This window comes from Legionella sheltonii (genome assembly GCF_026191355.1).
GTDB classification, from domain to species: Bacteria; Pseudomonadota; Gammaproteobacteria; order Legionellales; family Legionellaceae; genus Legionella; species Legionella sheltonii.
Genome location: NZ_JAPHOQ010000006.1, coordinates 123,929 through 148,183, shown reverse-complemented (window position 1 = coordinate 148,183; position 24,255 = coordinate 123,929). Strand labels below are relative to the sequence as shown.

Genomic DNA, 24,255 nt, shown 5'->3' with positions numbered 1-24,255 from the left:
TTCATTAATTTTCGTTTCGCGATATAAAAGACATTGAAATGCCTTTTATATCGAACTCAAATTAATTACAGCCATCCATATTGGTAGCAATCTTAACTTCATTTAATGACTTTTTAACATCGCATAAAGCAGTCGCAGGAAACGTCTGATGGTTAGGATCAGCAGCGACCAAGTCATTGATTGCACTTACCAGACCCTCACCACCTTCATCAAAGCTAGAATAAGGTGTCCAGTAATCCATGTTGGCTTTCACCATAACATCGAATGCTAATCGGGTATTCCAATTAGGTTGATTTGCTAAAATGTAAAACAAATGGTTGTATACTCCACTGGAATAGTGAACATCCAAACCACCATAATATTCATCGGCAGTATCAATCGACTCACCATCACGACTTGGTTTGTCCATGTAACGTAATGCATCATAGCCGCTGTCTTCTTTCATGATTTCGCCACCTATTTGCCAGGTGCTTTTCTTGACAGAATAATATTCAGCTGCTTGAGCTGCCATATCAGAGAATGCTTCGTTCATACCGCCTGATTGGCCATAATATTCAAGGTTAGAATGTTGTTCTGTAAAACCATGGCTAATTTCATGAGCAGCAACGCCAAGAGAGACTAAAGGATACATCATGGTATCGCCATCACCAAAAGTCATCTGCTGACCATCCCAATATGCATTTTCATAACCTTCACCGTAATGAACTCGCATCACTAATTGCATTGCCGAACCATCCGCATTACTCAAGGCGTTGGTATCATACCAGTCATGATACATATGGTGGATCACATGACCGGAGTACAATGCATCATTCGTTGGAGAGGCAGCACCATTTTCTCTATCGTAACCATCTCCCTTATAACCGGTGAGATAAATATTGGCATCGTTAGTTTGGCAATTAAACTTCATTGCTCTACTTCTTGAACTGTATTTATGGCCCATGTCAATTACTTTAACATCTGCGTTTTCCATAAAGCAGAGTCCATTTTCAGCATCACGAGTTAAATCAAGATAGGGCAAATCAGTACCATATTGAATGAAACCTGTTTTAGTATTTCCACCAAAACCGGATCCACTTACAGAATCTCGATTCTGAGTTTTGATATCGTTCCATTGTACAAAAGGTTGTTTAGTTTTTGCATCAATAATTGCCGTAGGACGCTCTGGTATTTTATCTTTATGGACAACAAGTACACTCACTTTATACGCCCAATGTGCTTTATGCTGAGCATCGATATAAACCATAGGAATGACTTTTTCGTCACTCACATCTTTACCTACATACTTTGCTTTAAATTGTTGTAATGCTGCATCAGCATTGCTCACAAAAGAAGCATCGGGTTGACCTAATTCAGTCTGTAAGCCTTGATAAACAACACCATTCATCGCTACATTAGACTGAGCATTAGCTAATGATTTTACAGTATGCATGCTGTGCATAATTGCATAACCGCCATATACAGGAAATCCTACATATTGTTGTTGCATACGCACATGCGTCACTTTATTGGTGTCAGTATGCTCACTAACGAATCGTAAACTGTCTTTTGCAACGGCAACACCTTGTGTCAAAGAAAACTTCTGTTTTACTTGCTCAAGAGATGCTTTTTGTAAAGGCATCGGTTCTGCAGCTCTCGCGGGAGATGCTATTCCTAAAGCCAGCGCGACTGCCAGGGGAGATAAATAGTAATTATGATGCATTGAAACCCACTCCTTATTTGCAACTTAATCTAACTTGAAAGCAACTCAGCTCTATCTGAACCAATTAATCCATAAAATCAAGTTCATAGAAAAAACTTGACTGGTCCTAAAGGGTGAGTTACGCCTGCGAACAAAACTAATAAATTCTAAAACTCATTCAAGCTAGCATAGTTTTGTCATTTTTTAAATTATTATTTGATGCTTGGTATGAAACTCATAGGAAAATAATGACCAGATAGGTGAAAAATTTTTTATCACCCATGCACTAATAATTCAACGCATTTCTACCGAGTTATTGAATTTTGATAATACCATGCAGCCAAAGCCCCTAATCCTAATACGAGTAATATCGAAGCCAAGGAGAGCTGACCTTGTATCTTGGTTACCGCAATAAAGCCACTTGTTAATGCGGCAGTTAAATCTTGCAAACTCACATATAAGGCGGCTACTGTCCCCGCAATGTGTGGAAATGGGTAAAAAACTCCTGCAAAAGCGTTAATAAAAGTAAACCCTGCCCCCATACTAAATAAAGCGATAGGAATCATAATTGTCAGAACATTCAGGATTCCAGCAAGCGCAAAACTGAGCATAATCCCACCGCCACTTATCATCAAAAAGACACCGATAAATAACATGTAAGAAACACCTTTAACCATCACCAATTGACTGTTAATTATTCCACTGAGACAGATAGCACCAGCAATAAAAATGGACAACTGACCATATTCTAAAGGAGTTAGCCCTAATACATTTTGAAATAAAAAAGGAGCAATAGTCAGATAAGCAATTAAGCCTGCGCATGCAAAACAGGCGCATAGGGTATAACCTAAAAAAATTTTTGATTTTAATAAAGCACCATAATTTTGCAGTATTACTCTTATCTTTGTCGCATTGGGATTAAGATTTTTATTGGTCTCAGGCAAAACCAACAGAATAATAACCCAAAATGTAAGGCCTAAAATAAAAATAAATAAAAAATTAGCCCTCCAGCCAAAATGTTCTTGAATAAACCCACCCCAAATAGGCGAAGCGACTAAAAGAAGCGTGCTTGCAACACCCACATAAGAACCAATTTTGGATAAATACCGGCCAGTAAAAAGATCACGGATTAAAGAGCGTCCTACGGAACTACAAGAACCAATGCCAAAACCTTGTAAAAACCGTCCCAAAGTTAATACGGTAACTGAAGGCGCAAGTAAACAGCAGAGAGCCCCTATAACACTTATTCCTATACCATAAATCAAGGGCATTTTACGTCCAATTTTATCGGATAAAGGCCCAAAAAAAATATGAGAAATTCCAAGTCCAAACATAAAAAGAAACAAGGTAAATTGAATTGATGATTCAGTACTATTAAAGGATTTGGTAATAGCAGGTAATGAAGGAACATATTGATCGATAGAGATTTGCACCAATATCATCATCATAAAAATAATAAAATATATTACAGGTTGTACTTTTTGTACCTCCTGCTGCTCACGCATTTCCTGCATTATCGATTCCTTTTCCAGGAGGAATTAAAGATAAAACTGTTCTATCTTTAAAATAATTTCATTATCTCGTATAAAAGTCTAGGTGACCGATATAAAGTGCGCAAATAATACCGTGAAGACCATAAAGAAAAAAATATAAAAAAAGCAGAGAACTTGTGGATATCCTCGGAGATATATAGACAATTTTAGGAAGATCAGGCAAAATCTGCCGAAATTGCTTGATACTAACTAATACATGAAAAAAATTCTGGTTTTACACGGACCAAATTTGAATCTCCTAGGAACTCGAGAGCCTTCAGTCTATGGAGTCACGACATTAGCTCACATCAACTCGCGTTTAATCAAAGAAGCAACACAAGCTGGTTTTGCATTAAACTGTTATCAAAGCAATTCGGAAGCAGAATTAATTGAAGCAATTCACCAAGCCAGTATCGACAAAGTAAGTTATATAATCTTTAATCCCGCAGGATTCACACACACCAGCGTGGCCTTAAGGGATGCCTTATGTGCTGTGGCAATCCCTTTTATTGAAGTACATATCAGTAATATTTATTCCCGAGAACCTTTTCGTCACCATTCTTATTTTTCTGATATTGCAAAAGGTACTATCAGTGGTTTAGGTGCGCAAGGATACTCATTAGCATTAACATCAATTATTGAAAGAGAATCAAACAATGGACATTCGTAAGATCAGAAAATTAATCGAATTGCTAGAAGAAACTGGCATTTCTGAAATTGAAATTAAAGAAGGTGAGGAGTCGCTTAGACTAAGCCGTCACAGCAGTGCGCCTGCAATAGAAGCGCCTCAAGTTCACTACGTTTCTACACCTGCACCACGTCAGGAGTCACTACCCAGTATAAATAACGTGCCTGTTCCTACAGCCACTTCGCATCAAGAAAGTAAGACAACAATGCTCATGACTCCAGGTCATAAAATTCGTTCTCCTATGGTAGGTACCATGTACACTTCTCCATCTCCAGAAAGTCCTCCTTTCGTAACCATTGGCCAAACAGTTAAAGCAGGTGATGTGTTATGTATTGTTGAAGCCATGAAAATGTTTAATGAAATTGAAGCGGATCGCGCCGGTAAAATTATAGATATACTCGTCGCTAATGGAGAGCCTGTAGAATACGATCAGGTCCTGTTTGTTATAGAATAGAGGGGGCATTCATGCTCAGTAAAATTGTTATTGCCAACAGAGGTGAAATCGCTCTTCGTATTTTACGCGCCTGTAAGGAGCTTGGTATTCAGACTGTAGCCGTACATTCAGACGTCGATAAAGATTTATTGCATGTTCGTCTTGCTGATGAAACCGTTTGCATTGGCCCTGCTCCAGCACAAAAGAGTTACCTCAATATTCCTGCAATTATTTCCGCTGCTGAAATTACTGATGCTGTGGCAATTCATCCTGGCTATGGTTTTCTATCTGAAAATGCTGATTTTGCGGAAATCGTGGAACAAAGTGGATTTCGATTTATCGGACCTCGAGGTGATACCATTCGTCTTATGGGTGACAAAGTATCTGCCATTAACGCGATGAAAGCTGCAGGAGTTCCTTGTGTTCCTGGATCAGATGGCCCTTTGTCTGATGATGACCAATTGAATCTAGAAGTTGCTCGCAAGATTGGCTATCCCGTTATTATCAAGGCAGCTGGCGGTGGTGGTGGACGAGGTATGCGTGTAGTACATAGCGAGTCGAACCTGCTTAGCTCGATTGCACTTACCCGCAGCGAAGCGAAAGCCGCATTTAATAACCCTATTGTTTACATGGAAAAATTCCTTGAAAATCCTCGTCATGTTGAATTTCAAGTACTTGGAGATGGTCAAGGTAAAGCCATTCATTTAGGTGAACGTGATTGTTCTATGCAAAGACGCCACCAAAAAGTAGTGGAAGAAGCACCTGCTCCCGGAATTACCCCCGAACTGAGAAAAAAAATTGGTGACTCAGTAGTCAAAGCATGTCAAGAGCTGAAATATCGCGGCGCTGGAACTTTTGAGTTTCTGTATCAAGATGGATGTTTTTACTTCATTGAAATGAATACACGGATTCAGGTTGAGCATCCAGTCACGGAAATGATTACTGGGGTAGATTTGATTAAAGAACAAATCAAAATTGCCAGTGACATACCGATGACTCTGACGCAAGATGACATCAAATTGCATGGTCATGCAATTGAATGTCGGATCAATGCAGAAGATGCCAAAACCTTCATGCCTTCACCAGGAACAATTAAATTATTACACCAACCCGGTGGCCCAGGCATTCGTTTTGATTCCCATATTTACAGCAGTTATACAGTTCCACCAAATTACGATTCGATGATAGGAAAGCTCATTAGTTATGGGGAGACTCGTGCTGAAGCTATTGCAAGAATGCGAAATGCGCTCGATGAAATCATTATTGATGGTATAAAAACCAATATCGAGTTACATCAACGTATTTTCCATGATCAATCGTTTATAGCTGGTGGTACTAATATTCATTATTTGGAAAAAATGTTGAAGGATTAATGCTGTGTGGTTTCAATTAAAAATAGAACATTGTCCCAGTCAAGAAATTGAATTGCTGAGCAATGAATTGGAAGAATTCGGTGCGCTGTCCATCATGCTCACCGATAAAAATGATAATCCAGTTCTTGAACCTGAACCAGGAACAACTCCGTTATGGCCTGAAGTCGTTATTCAGGCCTTATTTTCAGAAGTTTTCCAAGCGCAGTTTACTCGCGATCACCTACTGCAAAATCACCCTGAGCTGGCATGCACCCTAGAGGTTTTGGAAGACAAAGATTGGGAAAGGGCTTGGATGGATGATTTTAAACCACAACGTTTTGGCCAACGTTTATGGGTCTGCCCCACCTGGTCTACTCCACCAGAACCCCATGCCGTCAATCTCATGTTAGATCCAGGCCTGGCTTTTGGTACTGGAACTCATCCTACTACGGCTTTATGTTTAACCTGGTTGGAACAGGCTGATTTGAAAAATAAGGAAGTTATTGATTACGGTTGTGGTTCAGGAATACTTACTTTGGCTGCGTTAAAATTGGGAGCCGCAGAAGTACATGCAGTTGATATTGATCAGCAAGCCTTACAAGCTACCCAAAATAACGCTTCAGCGAATGAACTCGATGAGCGTAAATTATCAATTGGTATGCCTGATACTCTATCTAAACCTGTAGATTTAATTATTGCTAACATTTTATTGGCACCATTAATTTCCCTAAAAGAACGTTTTCAACAACTACTAAATCCTGAAGGGATGCTCATTGTATCCGGAATACTGGAAGAACAGGCACCTGAACTGATTAAAACCTATGCCTCAATATTTGTCGTAGTTCGTCAGGAAAATCTTAGTGGGTGGTCATTATTGGCGTTTAAGCCTACAAAAAAGTAGTTGATCTTATAAGGCTTTGTTGAAGTAAATAGTTTGGAACGATAATTACCAAATAACTATTTTTCATTCCCGCGAAGACGGCAACATCCATAAATGAGGCACAATGCCGGAGTTTTCGGTGAAGAGGTACAACATATTCTGAGATTTTCCAGGTTACGATTATTAAGGAAATTATAATGGCCCAAGAACATACATTTTCCGCTTTTCACCCCAAAAGAGCCCTGCTTAGTGTTTCCGATAAACGCGGCATTGCTGAATTGGGGAAAGCACTTCACCAACAAGGTGTGGAACTTATTGCAACAGGAAATACCGCTGCAATACTCAGAGAGAATGAATTGCCAGTTACCGATGTCAGTGAGTGCACAGGCTTTCCCGAAATGCTTGATGGTCGAGTTAAAACACTGCACCCAGCTATTCATGCCGGTTTACTTGCACGAGGGAAAAAAGATGCAAAGACACTTCGAGAACATTCAATCAGGCCCATTGATTTACTTGTAATCAATTTATACCCTTTTGAACAAACCATCAGCCAACCTGACTGTAATTTCAATGAGGCTATAGAAAATATTGATATTGGTGGCCCCGCTATGATTCGCTCCGCGGCAAAAAATCATGCCCACACCTTCGTGGTAGTAAAACCTGAGGATTATGCAGAACTGATTCACTACTTAAATACCCAAAAAACTCCCTCTGACTGGGGATTCACCTTAGCTAAAAAAGCCTTCGCTCACACAGCAGCCTATGATGCAGCAATTACAAATTATCTGACCACTTTAGATAAAAATTGCACCCCCTGCGGTTTTCCCGAAGTCCTTACTTGTCAATTTAATAAAATAACCGACTTACGCTATGGAGAAAATCCCCATCAACAAGCTGCTTTTTATGTTGATAAAAATAGTGCATCGGGCTCTCTGGGCGCTGCACAATTAATTCAAGGGAAGCAATTGTCCTATAACAATATTTTGGATGCCGATGCTGCATTAGATTGCGTTAAATCTTTTGCGTGCGAAAAACCAACCTGTGTTATTGTCAAGCACGCCAATCCATGTGGCATAGCCATCGGGGATTCACCACTTCATGCTTATCTCAAGGCCTTTCAATGTGATCCTACATCAGCATATGGAGGCATTATTGCTTTTAACCAAACATTGGATGCCAATACCGCAAAAACCATTCTGGAAAAACAATTTGTAGAAGTCATTGTGGCACCTGATGTCAGTAATGAGGCCAAAAAAGTTCTTGCCAGCAAAGAAAATATTCGTGTCTTGTTGACTGGAACTTGGAAACAAGATGAAACATTTCGCTTGAATATGAAAAAAATAGATGGCGGGTTACTTGTTCAAGAACATGATTCCCTCTCGCTAGGAAGTTATGAATTAAAAACCATGACCCCAAATAAACCCTCTGAACAGCAAATGAATGATTTAATGTTTGCCTGGCGTGCTGTAAAACATGTTAAGTCCAACGCCATTGTTTATGCTAAGGATTCGGCCACCATAGGATTGGGAGGGGGGCAAACGAGTCGCGTTATGAGCGCCCGCATCGGTCTTTGGCAAGCAGAACAAATGGGATTTGACACTCATGGGGCAGTCATGGCTTCTGATGCATTTATCCCTTTTCCCGATACCATAGAGATTGCTGCAGAAGCAGGTATTTCTGCTATTATTCAACCAGGCGGATCAATCAGAGATTCACAAATAATTGCTTGTGCTGAAGAGCATGGGCTCATTATGGTCTTCACTGGCGTCCGTCATTTTAAGCATTAAGAAAGCAGCATAGCGCCTCATCATTACGAGGGTAACAAGGATCTCCACGCTGTCGCACGATGTTGCGAGGGGAGATCCATGGATACACTCCACTGCGCGTCACCCAGGCTAACATAGGGAGAATACAGTGAAAAATGTTATCATTACAGGGATTAGTCGAGGGATAGGACTGGAAACAGCTAAAATCTTCCTAGCACAGGGTTGGCACGTTATTGGCACATCAACGAATGGCCATACTCCCCTGAAACACAAGAATCTAAAAATCTATCCGCTGAATTTATCGGATTCCGAACAAATTAATCACTTTGCCAAACAATTACCAAAAATTGATGTCTTAATTAACAACGCTGCCGTTTTGCTGGAAGATTGGCGCGAAAAAAAAATTAACATCAGCCAGTTAAAAGAAACCTTTGCGATTAATGTATTTGGCACCCTTGAATTAACGGAACAATGCATTCCGCATTTAAATGCTAATGCTCAAATCATTAATATGTCTTCAGGATCTGATCTATCCCCACGAATTATGAGTTGAAATAAAGAGCGTCTCATGATCAAATGAGCGTCATTAAGACTCATGGAAATTAAAATGTTAGCTGTAGAAACCTATCTTTATAATTCGCTTACAGAATCATGTCCTGAAATTCATATATCACGATTGAATGCAGTAATGGATGTAGCATCAGGCTTAAGACATAGCCAAAACCTTTCATTAAGTGAATTAGGGAGGAACTTGCCTGGAGATGCAAAATTAAAAAATAAGATAAAGAAAGTTGATAGGCTGGAAGGCAATAAGGCACTGCATAATGAACTTTTTTCCATTTATCAAGGGTTATCAAGCTTTGTTTTTACTTACATCTCGCAAGATACAACCTTACCTTTGATTGTAGATATTTGCTGCTTAAAAGACGACCGAGAAATTCAAATGCTCAGTGCAGAAATAGCGTTAAAAGGTAGAAGTCTTCCTCTTTATCGAGAAGTGTATAGAGATACCGAAACAAAAGGACGAGCTAAGGACTTTTTAAAAGAGTTGAGTCTTTGTTTGCCCAAAAATCGTCGAGTAATCGTAATCATGGATGCCGGTTTTTATGAAGAATGGTTTAAAGAAATAGAAGCGCTGGGCTGGTATTGGCTAAGTCGTGTAAGAGGAGTTAAATCGGTACAATTATCCGAAGAACTGGGATGGAAACTCATTAAAGAACTAATCCCTGATATTAAATCTAAAACGACACATTATGAGCATGCTCTATTAACCAAAGAGCATACAAGACCTTGTAGGGTGGTTACAACCTATCGTAAGCCTAAGGGAAGAAAGGTAAAGACATCACGAGGAAAAACCACCTCGACACTGTCTAATGGAAGTTATAGTCAAGCTAATAAAGAGCCATGGATTTTGGCTACTAATTTACCATTGGATGTAGGGCCTACTGATATTATCAATCTCTATTTTAAAAGAATGCAAATAGAAGAATCGTTTAGAGATGTTAAAAGTCATCAATTCGGACTAGCAGGACGTTATGTGCGTACTCATTCAGTAGATAGATGGGGAGTAAAAATGCTTCTTGCTGCTATTGTGCAAATTACTTATTGGGTTATTGGAGTAATTGCACATAGTCAAAATAAACAACAATACTTCCAAGCCAATACGGTCAAAGATAAGAAAATATTCTCTTATTTTACCCTGGGTAAGCTTATGATTGAGCATAATCAGCTCTGTTCCTTAGCCCCTGACCCTAGAACCTTACAAGAGATTATAGAACAGGAGCTTAACCGTGTTTGGTAATTTCGTGGGGATCTTTCAGTTCAGGATGGGGGGCTTTTAGTTCCAATGATTCCGCTTCGGTACCCCATTATAAAATGTCCAAATCATGTCTCAATATGTATACCTTACTTTTAGCAGAAAGGTTACCTGAAATTACGGTTTCAAGTTTTGACCCTGGTTGGGTCAAAACGGATATGGGCACCAATATGGCTCCCAAACACCCATCTCAAACAGCACAAGAACTCTATGAGCTGGTCAATACAAAAAAGAAAAGTGGTTATTTTTGGCACGAAGGAAAAATTAGAGCGTGGTAAATTCCTTGATTAATGCAGAAGACCATGAAATGAACAAAACAATAACTTGCTAAATACCAATAAAAAAACCAAAATATACTCCTGTTGATTTGTCTAACAGGAGTTAGGATGACCCATGACAAAGAACTTGGTGAGTTATTACAAGCAATCGCTGAAAAAAGCCTGCAAATTATTTCCGATATAAAGGAAACGCCATTACAACTTTCATTAATTATCAATCAATATATTGAGCTCACGGAACATTTTCAAAATGTGATGACTATTCTGCTGCAGAATCCAGAAAAAATCTGGGAAATGCAACTTGCATACTGGCAGGATGCTATTAATTTAGCGCAATCTCAAATGCAACATTGGTTAACAGGAACTCCCATGCCTATTCCTGATCCTCGTTTTCGCGAGGAGGAATGGCTCAATAATCCATTTTTTAATATGTTAACCCAGCACTATCTTTTAGCCAGTCAGCATATGAATTCTTTATTTGAACAATTGGAATACCCTGACAAAAACACCGCAAAACGTCTGCAGTTTTTTACCAAGCAGTATTTAGATGCATTGTCTCCTGCTAATTTTGTTCATACCAATCCTCAGCTTATGGATGAGACATTGAAAAGCCACGGTAAAAATTTATTACATGGCTTGCATAATTTACTCTCTGATTTGGAAGTTGAGTCCCCGCGTCTCATGATAAAAATGACGGATACAGATGCATTTAAACTGGGTGAAAATATCGCTGTAACTCCTGGAAAAGTAGTCTTTCGCAACAGCATGATGGAGCTTATCCAGTATACGCCGCAAACAGCCAAAGTAAAATCGATCCCTCTTCTTATTATCCCGCCCTGGATAAACAAATATTATATTATGGATTTAAGCCCGCATAACTCACTGATTTGCTGGCTGGTGAAACAAGGAATTACTGTATTTATTATTTCTTGGGTTAATCCAGACTCCAATTTTTCTCATAAAAGTTTGTATGATTATTTAAATGAAGGGCCATCAACTGCGATTCATATCATTCGAAAACAACTGAATGTAGCGCAGGTTAATACTATGGGATTTTGTATCGGTGGCACACTTCTGTGCATGCTACTTGCTTACAATAAGGCGCATCAAGATAACTCCATTCGTAGCGCCACCTTTTTAGCGTCAATGATTGATTTCAGTGAGCCAGGTGATATTGCCGTTTTTATTGATGAACAACAAATTGCCAAACTTGAAGATGAAATGAAGTCCAAAGGATATCTTGCAGGAAAATTTATGGCTTCAAGTTTTAACTCACTACGAGCAAATGACCTAATATGGTCGTTTTTTATTAAAAATTATCTGCGTGGTAAAAACCCTGTGCCTTTTGATATATTGTACTGGAACTCTGATTCCACCAATATGCCTGCAACAATGCATTCTCAATATTTAAGGTGGATGTATCTGCACAATGATTTGGTCAAGCCAGGTAAGATCCATCTTAACCATACCCCAATTGATATCAGCACAATTGACATCCCCACCTTTTTCCTCTCCACTGAAAAAGATCATATCGCACCATGGAAAACAACCTACTTAGGCTTTAAAATAATGAATGGCCCTAAACGCTTTGTTCTCGGAGGATCAGGTCATATTGCAGGAATTATCAATGCACCTGAGGCGAAAAAATACGGCTATAAAGTGAACCCTCATGCCCCTGCTCATGCAGAGCAATGGCTGGAACAAGCAACAGAACATCCTGGCTCGTGGTGGCCGGAATGGTTGACGTGGTTAAAACCTCATTCTGGGAAACTCATACCTGCACCTGATTTTAATAAACTCCCATTAAAACCTATAATCGATGCGCCAGGCAGTTATGTGTTGAAGAAATAAAATGTTACCAGCAGCTCTCCCATTTAAGTCATTCCCTTCTCCCCTCTGGGGAGAAGGTGCCCATTAGGGCGAATGAGGTATTGATTGTGATTAATCAACCCTAACCCTACCCCCTCTGCCACTTGTGGAAGAGGGGATTTCTTCTACTTAATGCCAGTTTTGTCTCTACACTCAGCTACATTTAAGCTAATTCTTCTTTCAGTTCTTTTTCAATGGTTAAATAGTCAATTTTTCCTGAAGGCAGAACAGGAATCTTGCTTCCTGGAAAAATCTGTTGCGGGATAAGTAATTCAGAATAAGCAAGTTCTTGTATTTTTTTCACAAAACTTGCTTTATCCGCATTGGTTGCCTCGCTATACAAAATAATTGCTTCTCCTTTTCTTGGACTTTTCTTGCTTACTGCAGCATGTAATAATTCAGGCCAAATCGACGAAGCAATGCCCTCTACTGCAGTAAGAGAGACCATTTCACCTGCGATCTTAGCAAACCGTTTTGCACGACCCGCAATGGTAATAAATCCTTCGTCATTCATCGTGACTATGTCTCCAGTATCATGCCATCCATCCGCTGAAGAGATAAGCGCTCCTGGTTTTTCGGAAGAGAGATAGCCCTTCATTACATTAGGACCGCGTACTATTAAACGCCCTCCTTCAGCAATACCATCTACAGGTTGAATTCGACTCTCCATAAATGGTAATAACATCCCGACACTCCCTGGGATAGAAGCTAGAGGACAATTCATGGAAATTACAGGTGCGGCTTCTGTAGCACCGTAGCCTTCATAAATTTTTACACCAAAAGTATCTATCCAATGGCGAATGGTTTCAGGCTTCACTTTTTCAGCGCCAGCAAAAATGTAACGCACGCTACTAAAATCATGTCGTTCTGCAGCTCGAGCATAACCTGTTAAAAAAGTATCAGTTCCAAACATGATAGTAGCTCCGGTTTGATAAACCAAACCCGGAATTATTTTATAATGCAAAGGAGAAGGATAATAAAAGCAACTAATTCCATGTATTAGAGGAAGAATTGAGCCGGTAGTTAATCCAAAACAGTGAAAGATAGGTAAGGAATTAAAAAATTTATCCCGAAAAGAAAAGTCTACTCGCGAAGTTAATTGGGCGCAATTCGCCTGTAAATTCGAATGGGTTAAAACAACTCCTTTGGGAATTCCTTCTGAACCGGACGTAAATAATATCACGCCTGTATCTTCCGGAGAAACCGGGTCACCAATGAGTTGATAAGCTCGAGAAGGAAATCGTCCCTTTAGTAATCCAGAAAGTTTATGACCTAAATTAATCGAAGACTTAAAATCTTCAAGAAAGAAAACGTTTATTCCTGCGTTCTGTAATCCCACGACCAAATCTTCCAGTTTCGCTGTGGTGATGAATTGCCTTGCCGTATAGATTGTTTTTACTTCTGCAACCTTACAGGTAACCAACAAACTGTGGAGACCAAGACTAAAATTTAACATCGCAGGGATACGCCGATATGCATGCAAGGCAAAAAAGGTTACCATCCCCGCAATAGTTGTAGGTAACATGACGCCTACATGTTCTCCAACCTGGGTCTGCTTTTTAATTTGTCGACCCAAAATAAAACAACGCGCAAGAAATTGCTTATGGGTTAAGGGCGCACGATTAGCATCTTCGATTAATGCCTTGTTCTTTGTTCCTAAAGCAGCTCCTTGAATAAGAGCCTCGAACATTGACATGGGTTGGAAGCTGTTTGCAAAAGTTAACTCACTGATCAAACGAAACAAACGTGTGCTCACTGAATTTCTGTCAAGAAGCTTATTTTTGTCCTGCATATAGGATTGTGTTGGCAATACATGCAAAATAATCTTGGGGAATAGGCGAATAAGGTGTTTGTCTTTGCTTAAAGAGAAAATACTGTGTTGAGCACCATCAATACGTATTGGGATAACTGATGATCCTGCTTTTTGTAATACCATTCCCGGAGCATCAAAAACCTTCAAGCTCTCTTCCTGCACGCCTATTCCTTGAGGAAAAATAACACAACGCTTTCCCTCTCGTATCGCTTTAATCAACGCCCTTGCTGCAAAAGCATTGGTAGAATCAATGGTAATCACATCAGCAAATAGCCTCACCATCTTCATCCGAAGTTTACTTGATGAGTGTGGCGGAAAAGCGACAGTCAATTGCTCAGGTAAAAAAGCTGCTAGCAAAAGCAAATCAATTGTGGAAGTTCTATTTGCAACAATAACTGAGTTAGGTTCGGGTTGATAATTACCACGTAACTCTACTTTAAACCAACGTGCTAATAGTGCTTTAATCCACTTACGGGCACGCTGCTTTTGTTTTTCCTTCCAAGTAACTTGTTCCATGTTAGTGTATCTCTTATAAAAAATTCGCATTTGGTTATACCCAATCAATCATTTTTTTTCAAGATTGCAACGTATAACCAGGTGTAATAGACTTCTTAATACATTTGATTACTAAGGGCAGACGTGCGTTCACTGACAAAAATTTATCAGAAGCCAAAACAAATCCTATGAATTTCCGTATTATTCATCCTGCTAAGACTATCTTTATTGTTTTAGCCTTGGTATTCCTAATTACCACTGCCTTTTCTTTTCAAAAATATTCAAGTGAGATTATTAATTGGGTTGACCATCTAGGCTGGCTTGCACCGCTTTTATTTTTAATTATATATTGTTTTGCAACAATTATGTTCTTACCCACGATGGTGATCACTTTAGCAGGAGGGGCTCTTTTTGGACCCTTTTTTGGCACCCTCCTCAATTTATTAGGCGCAACAAGTGGTGCTGCTTTTTCCTTTTTGATAACCAGGCATCTCGTTTATGACTGGTTTTCTCAAAGAAAAGGAAAAAGACTAAAAAAACTAATCTCCGCCGTAGATCAACGAGGGTGGATGATTGTTGCCATTCTGCGATTATTCCCGATTGTTCCTTTTAATCTAGTCAATTATGGTTTAGGAATCACTGCGATAAAATTCCGACCTTATCTCATTACTACTTTTTTGTTTCTTATACCCGCTGAAATCGTTTACACCTATTTTGGATATGCGGGAATGGAGGCTTTATTAAAACAAGGAGCATTTTATAAAAATAAAGGAATCCTAATAGCAAGTTTAATCATCGTGCTGTTGTGTATTATCAAGGTCATGCATTTTAATTACTTTCGTCGCAAATACTCAGAGCAGAAGATAACTGATTAAGTAATGGGTGCTCTACCGAAAATGTAAAATCGTCCAGGGAACATATTGGACGTATCCCCTGTAAGGAATTAGTCGCAAAAAGAACATCAGCTTCATTTAACATGGTTTTTGTCAAAGAAACTTCCCTACAAATTAAGCCCTGTTGTTTAGAAAGTTGCAAAATCCTTGAGCGGGTAACTCCTGGAAGTACGCCATCAGTTAAAGGAGGAGTCAGCAGGCAATTATCCTGTATCAGAAATAAATTCGCACAAGTAGTTTCCGTTGCATGATGCTGCAAGTTAAAAAACAACGCCTCATCAGCACCTATAGCATTTGCTTGACGTCGGGCCAAAATAGCCTCTAAATAGTTGACCGATTTAACTTGGTATATCGGATTACTTCCATCTCTTAACCACGGCACGCTAACCAATCGCAGTGGATGGGTTTCCACGGTATAGTTAAAAGTCTGGAATATAAGCTGGCTTATCTGTCCTTGAGCGGCTAAGCCCCTAGGTGCAGAGCCTCCACTTAAAATTGCTTTAATACCACCATGATATAAATTATCGAATTTAATTTTATGAAGCAGATGTTCTCGCCACTGCTTAAAAGAAAGATCAAAGGGGATGCCCAGCTTTTGTGCAGAATCATTTAAACGTTGCCAATGCAAAAAAGCACAACATGGCTTAGCACTCTCCACTTTAAGCGTTTCAAACAAACCCTCGCCCAAAAAAATGCGATCATCAATTGGAAACGCAAAATTGCTGTCCCCTTCAGTGAGTACTCGTGTTCGTGTCATTACTTACTTAAACCTATTATTTTAGAAAAAGCAGTTGAATCTGATACGAGTGTTTATTGACGAGGGAAGTTAATAGTCGCCAAAATCGTCCAGCTCATCACGCAAACGTTTTTCATCCAACATATTTTCCAATCGTCTACGGGCGTCCAAACCATTAGGAACCACTTCTATAACCTCGGCTTCAACATCCAACTCACTATCAACATCGACGAAGTCCTCTCCGACTTCTACAACAGCATCTTCATCATCTTCAAATAAATCACTCATACCATTCTCTCAATGAGTTATACTGTACCTGGAATCTAGGGGCTGTTGACAGTCAAATTGTCAACAGATCCTAATATCAAAGGATCACAAAAAACCAGGACGGCTTATATACCTTATTTTTTCTTCCTTGCCTAGTTTTTTATGAAAAAATTAGCAATTTCCTAAGATTTCAGAGTGACAAATTTTTTAGAGGATTTCAATACCTTGAATTTTTACAATAAAGAATCGATAATTTAAAGAGAATAATACACCGATACTTGTATGACCGATCAAGCCAAAAAGGCATTAAGAGATACGATGAAACAAATACGCTCTAAGATATCTGTTTCGTATCGTACCGCATCTTCAAATCAAGTATGCAATCGCATTCGCTTGTTAGAGCAATATCGAAATGCCAAAAATATCGCACTTTATTTTGCAATTAACGGTGAAATTGATGTGGATGAACTTTGGAAGAATGCACTCTTACAAGGAAAAATCTGTTATTTTCCTGTTCTTAATGAAGAAAATTTAACTCTTTCTTTTTTACCAGCAACATCGGATACCCCCTTCCACAAAAATCGTTACGGGATTGCTGAACCCGCTGTTGATCCTGATTTATCGATTCCTGTTGAAGAATTGGACTTAGCCTTAGTGCCATTAGTTGCTTTTGATGTACGTTGTAATCGCCTTGGTATGGGAGCTGGTTATTACGATCGTACCTTTAAAGGTAAAGAAAATTGTCCTTTATTTGGTGTGGCTTACCAATTTCAACGTGTCGATTCCATCGAACCTGAGCCGTGGGATATCCAGCTTAATGCAGTGATTACTCAACGTGCCATCTATTGGTATGGGGGAGGCTAGGTTAAAGCATCTGCATTAATTTCTCCAGTACGCACGCGGACCACTTGCTGCAACTCATAAACGAAAATTTTGCCATCACCAATTTTTCCGGTATACGCAGATTTACAAATCGCTTCAATTGCAGATTCAACCATATCATCAGGTAAGGCCAATTCAATTTTAATCTTGGGAAGGAAATCAACTACATATTCAGCACCTCGGTACAGCTCCGTATGACCTTTTTGTCGTCCAAAGCCTCGAGTTTCTGAAATAGTTATCCCTGGCACTCCTATTTCCATTAGCGCTTCATGTACATCATCCAGTTTAAAAGGCTTAATAATTGCCATAATCATTTTCATAATATATTCCGCTGTGATAATACTTTTGTTAGACTCTTTGCAAAAACAAACATGGAGTGATTATGTTCGACCCCAAACAATTTGACGATTTAGCAAAAAAACTTTTTGCTGCTCTTCCCCCAAGTCTACAAAACATTGAAAAAGACATCCAACAAAAATTTAAAGAAGTGTTACAAGCTGCTTTTGCGCATATGGATCTGATTACTCGTGAAGAGTTTGATGTACAAACCAAAGTTCTGGCACGAACCCGAGAAAAAGTAGAACACCTTCAAAAGCAAGTCGATGTTTTAATGACTCAGCTTAATAAAGAACAAAAGTAATAGCAACATAAGCTCCACCGACAATAATATAAGCCTGTAAACTTTGTTTTTGTGTACGACATCCCAAATTCGAGAAACAGAGTTTACTTCAGTCAAAATATAGAGATAACCAAGCAATAAAGGAAAAAATGCAGGTTATGCTCTAATAGGAAATTTTGTCGAACAATTAGTCCAACATCACAGGAATAAATAATGAATCTTGCGTTTACTAAAACACGTAGTACTGTGGGGATATTGGCACAACCTGTGTCAGTAGAAGTTCATTTATCGAATGGTTTGCCTGGTTTTACAATCGTAGGTCTTGCTGAAACCGCCGTGAAAGAAAGCAAGGATCGAGTCCGTTCTGCGATTATTAATAGCCAGTTTGAATTTCCCTGCCGAAAAATCACCGTCAATTTGGGGCCTGCTGATTTACCTAAAACAGGAAGTGGTTTTGATTTACCAATCGCTCTTGGTATTCTTGCAGCTTCCAAGCAAATTCCTCAAAACCAATTAACCGACCATGAGTTTATAGCTGAACTTGCTTTAAGTGGTGAGCTTCGAGGCATTTCCGCTATTATTCCAGCTGTCTTAGCGGCAAACAAAGAAAAAAGCTCACTGATTATCGCCAGTGCTAATGCACATGAAGCCTCCTTGACCGGATATCAAAACATCTACAGTGCAAATAACTTGCGTGAAGTATGCAGCTACCTTTGTCAAGGAACTTCATTACACTTCCTCCCCCCTAAACCCGAATCATGCACCATGCGCTATACAGACGATTGGTCTGATATTAAAGGTCAGTTTCATGCGAAAAAAGCAATGGAAATTGCAGCATATGGGGGACACAGTATTTTACTCAATGGTGCTCCTGGAAGCGGAAAAACCATGTTAGCCAGGCGATTCAGAACTCTATTGCCTCCCTTATCTGAAGCAGAAGCCCTAGAATGTATCGCAATTAACTCCATACGCGGTAAATTACCTGATTTCAGTGAATGGTGCTCCCCACCTTTTCGCACCCCCCATCATACTGCCTCCCCCGTATCCTTAGTTGGTGGAGGAAATCCCCCAAAACCAGGAGAAATTTCTCTAGCACATCATGGGGTCTTGTTTTTGGATGAGTTACCTGAATTTGATCGAAAAGTCCTAGAAACCTTAAGACAACCACTCGAATCAGGAACAATATGCATTTCAAGAGCGGCAGCACAAATAGAATTCCCAGCGAAATTTCAGCTCATCGCTGCAATGAATCCCTGCCCATGTGGACAATGGGGCAATCCTCAGGCGAACTGTTTGTGTAGTCCTGATCGCATCAAGCGATATCATGCCAAAATTTCAGCCCCGCTACTGGATCGTATTGACATGCATATCTCCGTCCAGGCACTCACTCAAGAGGAATTAGTTACCCCGAATAGTAATCCTCATAAACAAAGTGATCTGATCCGAGAACAGGTTATTAAAGTACGAGCCATCCAGTTGGAGCGACAAGATTGTCTTAATGCTTATTTAGGAGCAAATACATGTGAAAAAATTTGTGCATTAGGTTCTCAGGAACAAGATTTTTTACGACAGTCTATGCTGCAACTCAAGCTGTCTGCTCGGGGGTATCATCGTTTATTGAAAGTTGCACGAACTATCGCTGACATCCACGCAAGCAGCCAGGTATGCTTAGAGCATTTACAACAAGCTTTATCCTTTAGACATGCCTTACGCACTCCTGGATAAAGAGGCTTGTCGTTAAGCTCCCTTCTCCTGGTGGGGAGAAGGTGCTCATCAGGGAGGATGAGGGTATTGATTTTCACTCAGGAACCCTCTCCTCTAACCCTCTCCCACAGATCGGAGAGGGGACTCTTAAAGGCAGTTAGGTTAATTCCAAATTAAAAGTTAAATTGAGCAAACGTATGAGGTAATAGATTACCGGAACGAACACCCCTAAGACAAAAATAATGATCATAGTTGATATTGAATAATGCATTGGTTCACCAAATTGGATCTCATTATTTCCATAGATTTTTTTTCTTTTGCTTAATAGATAACATAGAAGCAATAAGCCATAAAAATGGCTGGAGAAAAAACTGATTCGGACCCAAACATTAGACATTTCTTGGCTGTTTACATAATCAATAGGAAAATTGATGAGAAATAGGCATAAGAACCACATCAACATGGTTTTTGTCGAAATGTCTTGTTCTTCTAATGCCACAAACCAAATAAGAATCATGGGAAAAATTAACACTGGAAAATAATACATCCATCCAAAAGGGCTCATAAATAACATCATCGCTAAAGTCAGACAAAAGGGTTGATGATTTAGCGGATCCTTTTGATTTGGACCTAGTTTTCGCCAATAGCATAGAAGCAAAAATAAAAATAAAACACCATAACATAGATTTACTAATTTCAAATAAAACATGTTAGGGAGTTTCTCTCCCCCAAACAATAGACGAAAAATAAACCCATAAATTGAGGCATTCCAATCATCCCCATACCAAAACACCCCTCTCATCATTCTAAAATATTGCTCATAAACCACCGGGCCATGAGTCAGGAGGGGAAGGCATGCAGCCACTAATAAAGTAACCAACATGATTGCAAAAACTCGTTTACGATCTTGTTTTAAAACATAAAAAAATAACAAAGCGGGAAATAATTTGATCGCAATGATAATGCCCCAGAATATACCTGCACGATAGTCACGATGATTTAAATAAAAATAATACCCCCCCATAATAAAAAACAATAAAATACATCCAAATTGCTGAGTCACAAGATTCATTAGTGTGGGGAAAAATGCAAAATATAGAAGATACACATTGATATAATGTTTCTGCAAAAAACGATGCGAAAACGCATAATAAAAGCTAATACTTACTCCAATTATGCCTAAAATGAAAGAAATGCTAACCCAAACAAGTAATGCTTTGGAATAGCTTAATTGCGTTAAAAAACTAAATCCCCACAAAACAAACGGTGGATTTAAATTAGCAGGCAATATTTTTATAGCGGGCAAAAACGTAGTAAAGAAATTTCTATAAGGATTTTCGCCTTGCATTAATGCCTGAGACGATAAATAAAAAGAGGAGAAATCAACTCGTTGATAATGCTTAAAAATAAAATAGAAAAGCAAACAGTAAAAACCCAGCAATACTAAAATGCATACCTGCTGATAGCGATCACTCATGGGTATATCCTTCTGAATCGGATGCACATCCTATTGAAAAGTCCTATTTGAACTCAAATCTGACTTTTCACCAAGACTCTTATTCTGTGACCAAGAGACAGCTATATCCTTGGATGGTCCATTAAAATTATACTGTCCTGTGAAGTGCTCAATATTACGCTTGATGACTTAATGCATCAAAAATTGCCATGCGTACAAAAACGCCATTTGCAACTTGGTTCAGTATAAAAGAATGTGCCCCGTCTGCAACATCACTGTCTATTTCAATCCCTCGATTTATAGGTCCCGGATGCATCACCATCACGTCAGGTTTAGCATACGTCAGATTTTCTTTAGTTAGAGCAAAATCACGTCGATAAGTATCAAGATCCAAATGATCGGACTCTGCTAAACGTTCGTGTTGCACACGCAAACAAATCACTACATCGGCATCAATTAATCCATCGCGTAAACTATGGGTTACTCGACCATAATGCACGGTCTGTGGTTGCCAAATCTCGGGAGCAACCAAGACAAGCTCACCCACTCCCAGTTGAGCGCAAATACATTGAAAAGAATTTGCCACCCTTGAGTGCCTAATATTTCCTAGTATTGCTATTTTTAATTGATCCAATCGCGGTTTTCGTTCAAGGATCGTCATCATATCAAGCAAAGCTTGGCTTGGATGTGCATGGGTACCATCACCTGCATTAATTATATGGGCTAAATCCCCAATTTGTCTGGCCAAATCTTGCTGTAAGCCATTTTGACGATGGCGAATTACAAAATATTGAATCCCCATGGCTGCAAGGGTGCGAACGGTATCCTCAATGGTCTCTCCCTTAGTTTCTGAAGAGCTGTGTAGGTCTAGATTTATCACCGGCATGGATAAACGCTTTGCAGCTAATTCAAAACTTACCCGAGTTCGCGTACTATTTTCATAAAATAAATTTGCAACCGTATATTGTGCATATGAAGGATAATGATCCTGATTTTTGAAATAAACGGCACGTTGTAGTATGGATTCAATTTGTTGACGTGATAATTGACTAATTTCTAAGAAATGATTCATAAAAACCTTATTTTTTAACTAAATCGCTAGGACTCTGAGGTCTGTTCCCGCTTCGCTAGATTGAGCCATGAATTCATTCATCCCAACCATAGCAGGGATGACTTGGGTTGTATGTGGCTATGATAGTAGAATGCGAACAGACCCTATTCAGGGTGTTGTAGCCATTGTTCCAGTATAACACAAGCCGCTATACTATCTACCTCAGATTGTTTGATTTTACGATATCCACCTTGTGCAAACAATTGCTCCCTAGCCGCAACCGTTGAAAGCCGTTCATCAACTAAATGAACCGGCAAAGTAAATCGCTTACGCAATTCCTTGGCAAATCGGCGCGCCGCGGAAGTTGTGTATAATTCACTGCCATCAATACAGGTAGGAATACCTACAATTAATGCTTGAGGGGACCACTCAGCAATGACTTTGGCAACCAAACCCCAATCAGGCACACCGGATCGGGCACTCAAAGTCGCTAGAGGGGAGGCGCTGCACGTTAATTGTTGACCTACTGCAACACCAATGCGTTTATAACCAAAATCAAAACCCAAATAAACAGGACTAGGCATGGCCGACATTTGAACTGAGTTGGCTCATTCTAATCCCTAAAGTGGACCCTGCATATTCCCAACGATCTTCGAAGGGAACCTCATACAAAATCTCCGAGCGATAAGGACAAACCAACCAAGTATTTTCAAGAATTTCTTTTTCCAATTGATTTTCCACCCATCCAGCATAACCTAAAGTAATTAAAACATCTTTAGGTCCTTTATCTTCTGCGATGGCACGAATAATATCATTTGATGTGGTTACCGTCACCTCATCTTGTAAAAACAAGCTGGATCGCCACCCACCAAATTGTTTATGAATCACAAATCCCCTTTCAGGTTGTACTGGCCCACCAAACATTAAAGGCATTTTGCTTTGCTCCATACGAACTGGCTCGATATGTAATTGCTCAAAAACGATGGCAAGAGGAAATTGCATGGGGCGATTGACAATTAAACCTACAGATCCTTGTTCGTGATGTTCACAAACATAAATCACTGTTCTTTCAAAATTAGGATCATTTAGAGAAGGCATTGCGATCAGCAAATGATTAGCCAACGAGCTTATAATTGCCATGAGCCCTCCCGAAGGGTTAGTTTATTTATTACGTTTATATTAATTATATACCAATTGTATATTTTTTATGCGAACACATTTAAAAATCATGCTCCACTGTAACCTTTACATAAAGTGTTGCTTGCTGAGAAAAAGGCCTTCCAGCGGTATAAGACACAGAGGAAGAGTCAGTATCCTCTGTTCCCTCAGGAGTTCCTAAAGAAACCCACTTATTTAATGGGACCATTAAAGTTGTATCTATATTTTGATTATCAAATTGCTGTCCGCCTGCGGGATTTTGTTGTTCACGTACTCGACGCACCTTTAACTCGACCTTTGAACCACGCATCACCGGTTGAACCAGCAATCCATTTTTTATCTGATGTTGCTCGTAAGCAATGCCTGTAAAAAATCCCGCACCTACAGAGGTGACGATTGGCACTTCTTCTCCAGTAGCGACAAACGCGGATTCACCACTCATTACCTTAACTGATTGTGAACGCTTCACTTCAGCCGGAGACTGCGAACTATAGGTTACAGAGTTTTGATTTTGTGAACTAAGCCAATTAGGGTCCCCTTGATAAATAGAAATTTTAAATGTTACTGGGGCCACATCAATTTGATGCAATACGGTTCTAATTTGGGTTAGTGTCTGAGGAGAAACCTGCACTATTAAAGTTTGCCCTGAACCACTTATTTTTTCTCCGGATTGCAACAGGGGCTGCACTAATTGAATCACTTTTTGAACAGGGACATAATGCAGTTCAATCACCTTGGTGATTAACGTCTGCGAAAACACATTATTTGCCAACAATAATAAACCGATTAACCAAAATCGCTTCATCCCAAACTCCTTGTCCCTAATAGTCATCCATGAATTTCATGTAAGGCAAAATATATTATGGTAAACCCTAGTATCTGATTG

The 24,255-nt window shown here is 39.4% G+C and carries 23 protein-coding genes and 1 pseudogene; 13 read left to right on the top strand and 11 right to left on the bottom strand.

Going from position 1 to position 24,255, the window contains the following annotated elements; all coding sequences use genetic code 11:
* Nucleotides 1-61 precede the first annotated feature (61 nt).
* Together proA and OQJ26_RS08250 are read right to left on the bottom strand one after the other, a co-directional pair.
* Nucleotides 62-1,702 (bottom strand): zinc metalloprotease ProA, encoded by a 1,641-nt coding sequence (gene proA / locus OQJ26_RS08255; protein WP_265703390.1) that lies wholly within the window; start codon nt 1,700-1,702, stop codon nt 62-64.
* Between the two features lie 284 nt (nt 1,703-1,986).
* Nucleotides 1,987-3,186: a multidrug effflux MFS transporter gene (locus OQJ26_RS08250; RefSeq protein WP_416209951.1), complete on the bottom strand. Its 1,200-nt coding sequence runs from the start codon at nt 3,184-3,186 to the stop codon at nt 1,987-1,989.
* A 244-nt stretch (nt 3,187-3,430) separates the two neighbouring features.
* Here OQJ26_RS08250 and aroQ point away from each other — a divergent pair, with 244 nt between their 5' ends.
* The 9 genes and pseudogenes from aroQ (at nt 3,431) to OQJ26_RS08205 (ending at nt 12,277) form a co-directional block, all read left to right on the top strand.
* On the top strand, nt 3,431-3,883 hold the full coding sequence (gene aroQ, locus OQJ26_RS08245; RefSeq protein ID WP_265703388.1) for a type II 3-dehydroquinate dehydratase: 453 nt from the start codon (nt 3,431-3,433) through the stop codon (nt 3,881-3,883).
* On the top strand, nt 3,870-4,355 hold the full coding sequence (gene accB, locus OQJ26_RS08240; RefSeq protein ID WP_265703387.1) for an acetyl-CoA carboxylase biotin carboxyl carrier protein: 486 nt from the start codon (nt 3,870-3,872) through the stop codon (nt 4,353-4,355). Before aroQ ends, accB begins: the two co-directional genes overlap by 14 nt.
* Before the next feature lie 11 nt (nt 4,356-4,366).
* Nucleotides 4,367-5,707: an acetyl-CoA carboxylase biotin carboxylase subunit gene (gene accC / locus OQJ26_RS08235; RefSeq protein WP_265703386.1), complete on the top strand. Its 1,341-nt coding sequence runs from the start codon at nt 4,367-4,369 to the stop codon at nt 5,705-5,707.
* 4 nt (nt 5,708-5,711) lie between these two features.
* Nucleotides 5,712-6,587 carry a 50S ribosomal protein L11 methyltransferase gene (prmA, locus tag OQJ26_RS08230; RefSeq protein WP_265703385.1) on the top strand — a complete coding sequence of 292 codons (876 nt, stop codon included), beginning with the start codon at nt 5,712-5,714 and terminating at the stop codon, nt 6,585-6,587.
* Nucleotides 6,588-6,763: 176 nt separating this feature from the next.
* The gene (gene purH / locus OQJ26_RS08225; RefSeq protein ID WP_265703384.1) at nt 6,764-8,353 is read left to right on the top strand and encodes a bifunctional phosphoribosylaminoimidazolecarboxamide formyltransferase/IMP cyclohydrolase; all 1,590 of its coding nucleotides are present in this window, start codon (nt 6,764-6,766) and stop codon (nt 8,351-8,353) included.
* A gap of 127 nt (nt 8,354-8,480) precedes the next feature.
* Nucleotides 8,481-8,885, top strand: coding sequence for an SDR family NAD(P)-dependent oxidoreductase (locus OQJ26_RS08220; RefSeq protein WP_265703383.1), 405 nt, complete (start codon nt 8,481-8,483; stop codon nt 8,883-8,885).
* A gap of 42 nt (nt 8,886-8,927) precedes the next feature.
* Nucleotides 8,928-10,133 (top strand): IS4 family transposase, encoded by a 1,206-nt coding sequence (locus OQJ26_RS08215; protein WP_265702028.1) that lies wholly within the window; start codon nt 8,928-8,930, stop codon nt 10,131-10,133.
* Between the two features lie 11 nt (nt 10,134-10,144).
* Nucleotides 10,145-10,426, top strand: a pseudogene (locus tag OQJ26_RS08210) (Rossmann-fold NAD(P)-binding domain-containing protein); the annotation flags it as partial.
* 108 nt (nt 10,427-10,534) lie between these two features.
* The gene (locus tag OQJ26_RS08205) at nt 10,535-12,277 is read left to right on the top strand and encodes a PHA/PHB synthase family protein (RefSeq protein WP_265703381.1); all 1,743 of its coding nucleotides are present in this window, start codon (nt 10,535-10,537) and stop codon (nt 12,275-12,277) included.
* 181 nt (nt 12,278-12,458) lie between these two features.
* Here OQJ26_RS08205 and OQJ26_RS08200 read toward each other — a convergent pair whose 3' ends face one another.
* The gene (locus OQJ26_RS08200) at nt 12,459-14,624 is read right to left on the bottom strand and encodes an AMP-binding protein (RefSeq protein WP_265703380.1); all 2,166 of its coding nucleotides are present in this window, start codon (nt 14,622-14,624) and stop codon (nt 12,459-12,461) included.
* Between the two features lie 167 nt (nt 14,625-14,791).
* On the opposite strand from OQJ26_RS08200, the gene OQJ26_RS08195 reads away from it, so the two are divergent.
* The gene (locus OQJ26_RS08195; RefSeq protein ID WP_265703379.1) at nt 14,792-15,478 is read left to right on the top strand and encodes a TVP38/TMEM64 family protein; all 687 of its coding nucleotides are present in this window, start codon (nt 14,792-14,794) and stop codon (nt 15,476-15,478) included.
* On the opposite strand, the gene OQJ26_RS08190 is transcribed toward OQJ26_RS08195, so the two are convergent.
* Both OQJ26_RS08190 and OQJ26_RS08185 read right to left on the bottom strand, forming a co-directional pair.
* On the bottom strand, nt 15,432-16,253 hold the full coding sequence (locus OQJ26_RS08190) for an aminotransferase class IV (RefSeq protein ID WP_265703378.1): 822 nt from the start codon (nt 16,251-16,253) through the stop codon (nt 15,432-15,434). The genes OQJ26_RS08195 and OQJ26_RS08190 overlap by 47 nt on opposite strands.
* Before the next feature lie 69 nt (nt 16,254-16,322).
* Entirely contained in the window at nt 16,323-16,520 is a 198-nt protein-coding gene (locus OQJ26_RS08185; protein WP_265703377.1) for a PA3496 family putative envelope integrity protein, read from the bottom strand.
* A 261-nt stretch (nt 16,521-16,781) separates the two neighbouring features.
* Between OQJ26_RS08185 and OQJ26_RS08180 the strand changes: the two genes are divergently transcribed.
* Nucleotides 16,782-17,363 (top strand): 5-formyltetrahydrofolate cyclo-ligase, encoded by a 582-nt coding sequence (locus tag OQJ26_RS08180; protein ID WP_265703376.1) that lies wholly within the window; start codon nt 16,782-16,784, stop codon nt 17,361-17,363.
* On the opposite strand, the gene OQJ26_RS08175 is transcribed toward OQJ26_RS08180, so the two are convergent.
* Nucleotides 17,360-17,701: a P-II family nitrogen regulator gene (locus OQJ26_RS08175; protein ID WP_028380978.1), complete on the bottom strand. Its 342-nt coding sequence runs from the start codon at nt 17,699-17,701 to the stop codon at nt 17,360-17,362. The genes OQJ26_RS08180 and OQJ26_RS08175 overlap by 4 nt on opposite strands.
* 62 nt (nt 17,702-17,763) lie before the next feature.
* Between OQJ26_RS08175 and ubiK the strand changes: the two genes are divergently transcribed.
* Together ubiK and OQJ26_RS08165 are read left to right on the top strand one after the other, a co-directional pair.
* The gene (gene ubiK, locus OQJ26_RS08170) at nt 17,764-18,021 is read left to right on the top strand and encodes a ubiquinone biosynthesis accessory factor UbiK (RefSeq protein ID WP_058510814.1); all 258 of its coding nucleotides are present in this window, start codon (nt 17,764-17,766) and stop codon (nt 18,019-18,021) included.
* A gap of 192 nt (nt 18,022-18,213) precedes the next feature.
* Entirely contained in the window at nt 18,214-19,725 is a 1,512-nt protein-coding gene (locus tag OQJ26_RS08165) for a YifB family Mg chelatase-like AAA ATPase (RefSeq protein WP_265703375.1), read from the top strand.
* 136 nt (nt 19,726-19,861) lie between these two features.
* Here the strand turns inward: OQJ26_RS08165 and OQJ26_RS08160 are convergent, their stop codons facing one another.
* The 5 genes from OQJ26_RS08160 to OQJ26_RS08140 all read right to left on the bottom strand — a co-directional run bounded on the left by OQJ26_RS08160 (nt 19,862) and on the right by OQJ26_RS08140 (nt 24,174).
* A complete protein-coding gene (locus tag OQJ26_RS08160; RefSeq protein WP_265703374.1) occupies nt 19,862-21,181 on the bottom strand; it encodes a glycosyltransferase family 87 protein in 1,320 nt (439 codons plus the stop codon).
* A gap of 154 nt (nt 21,182-21,335) precedes the next feature.
* Nucleotides 21,336-22,232 carry an aspartate carbamoyltransferase catalytic subunit gene (locus OQJ26_RS08155; protein ID WP_265703373.1) on the bottom strand — a complete coding sequence of 299 codons (897 nt, stop codon included), beginning with the start codon at nt 22,230-22,232 and terminating at the stop codon, nt 21,336-21,338.
* Nucleotides 22,233-22,375: 143 nt separating this feature from the next.
* Nucleotides 22,376-22,795, bottom strand: coding sequence for a Holliday junction resolvase RuvX (ruvX, locus tag OQJ26_RS08150; RefSeq protein ID WP_265703473.1), 420 nt, complete (start codon nt 22,793-22,795; stop codon nt 22,376-22,378).
* Nucleotides 22,788-23,351: a YqgE/AlgH family protein gene (locus OQJ26_RS08145; protein WP_265703372.1), complete on the bottom strand. Its 564-nt coding sequence runs from the start codon at nt 23,349-23,351 to the stop codon at nt 22,788-22,790. Before OQJ26_RS08145 ends, ruvX begins: the two co-directional genes overlap by 8 nt.
* A 79-nt stretch (nt 23,352-23,430) precedes the next feature.
* Nucleotides 23,431-24,174, bottom strand: a complete 744-nt coding sequence (locus OQJ26_RS08140; protein ID WP_265703371.1) for a type II/III secretion system protein — start codon at nt 24,172-24,174, stop codon at nt 23,431-23,433.
* Between the last annotated feature and the right edge of the window lie 81 nt (nt 24,175-24,255).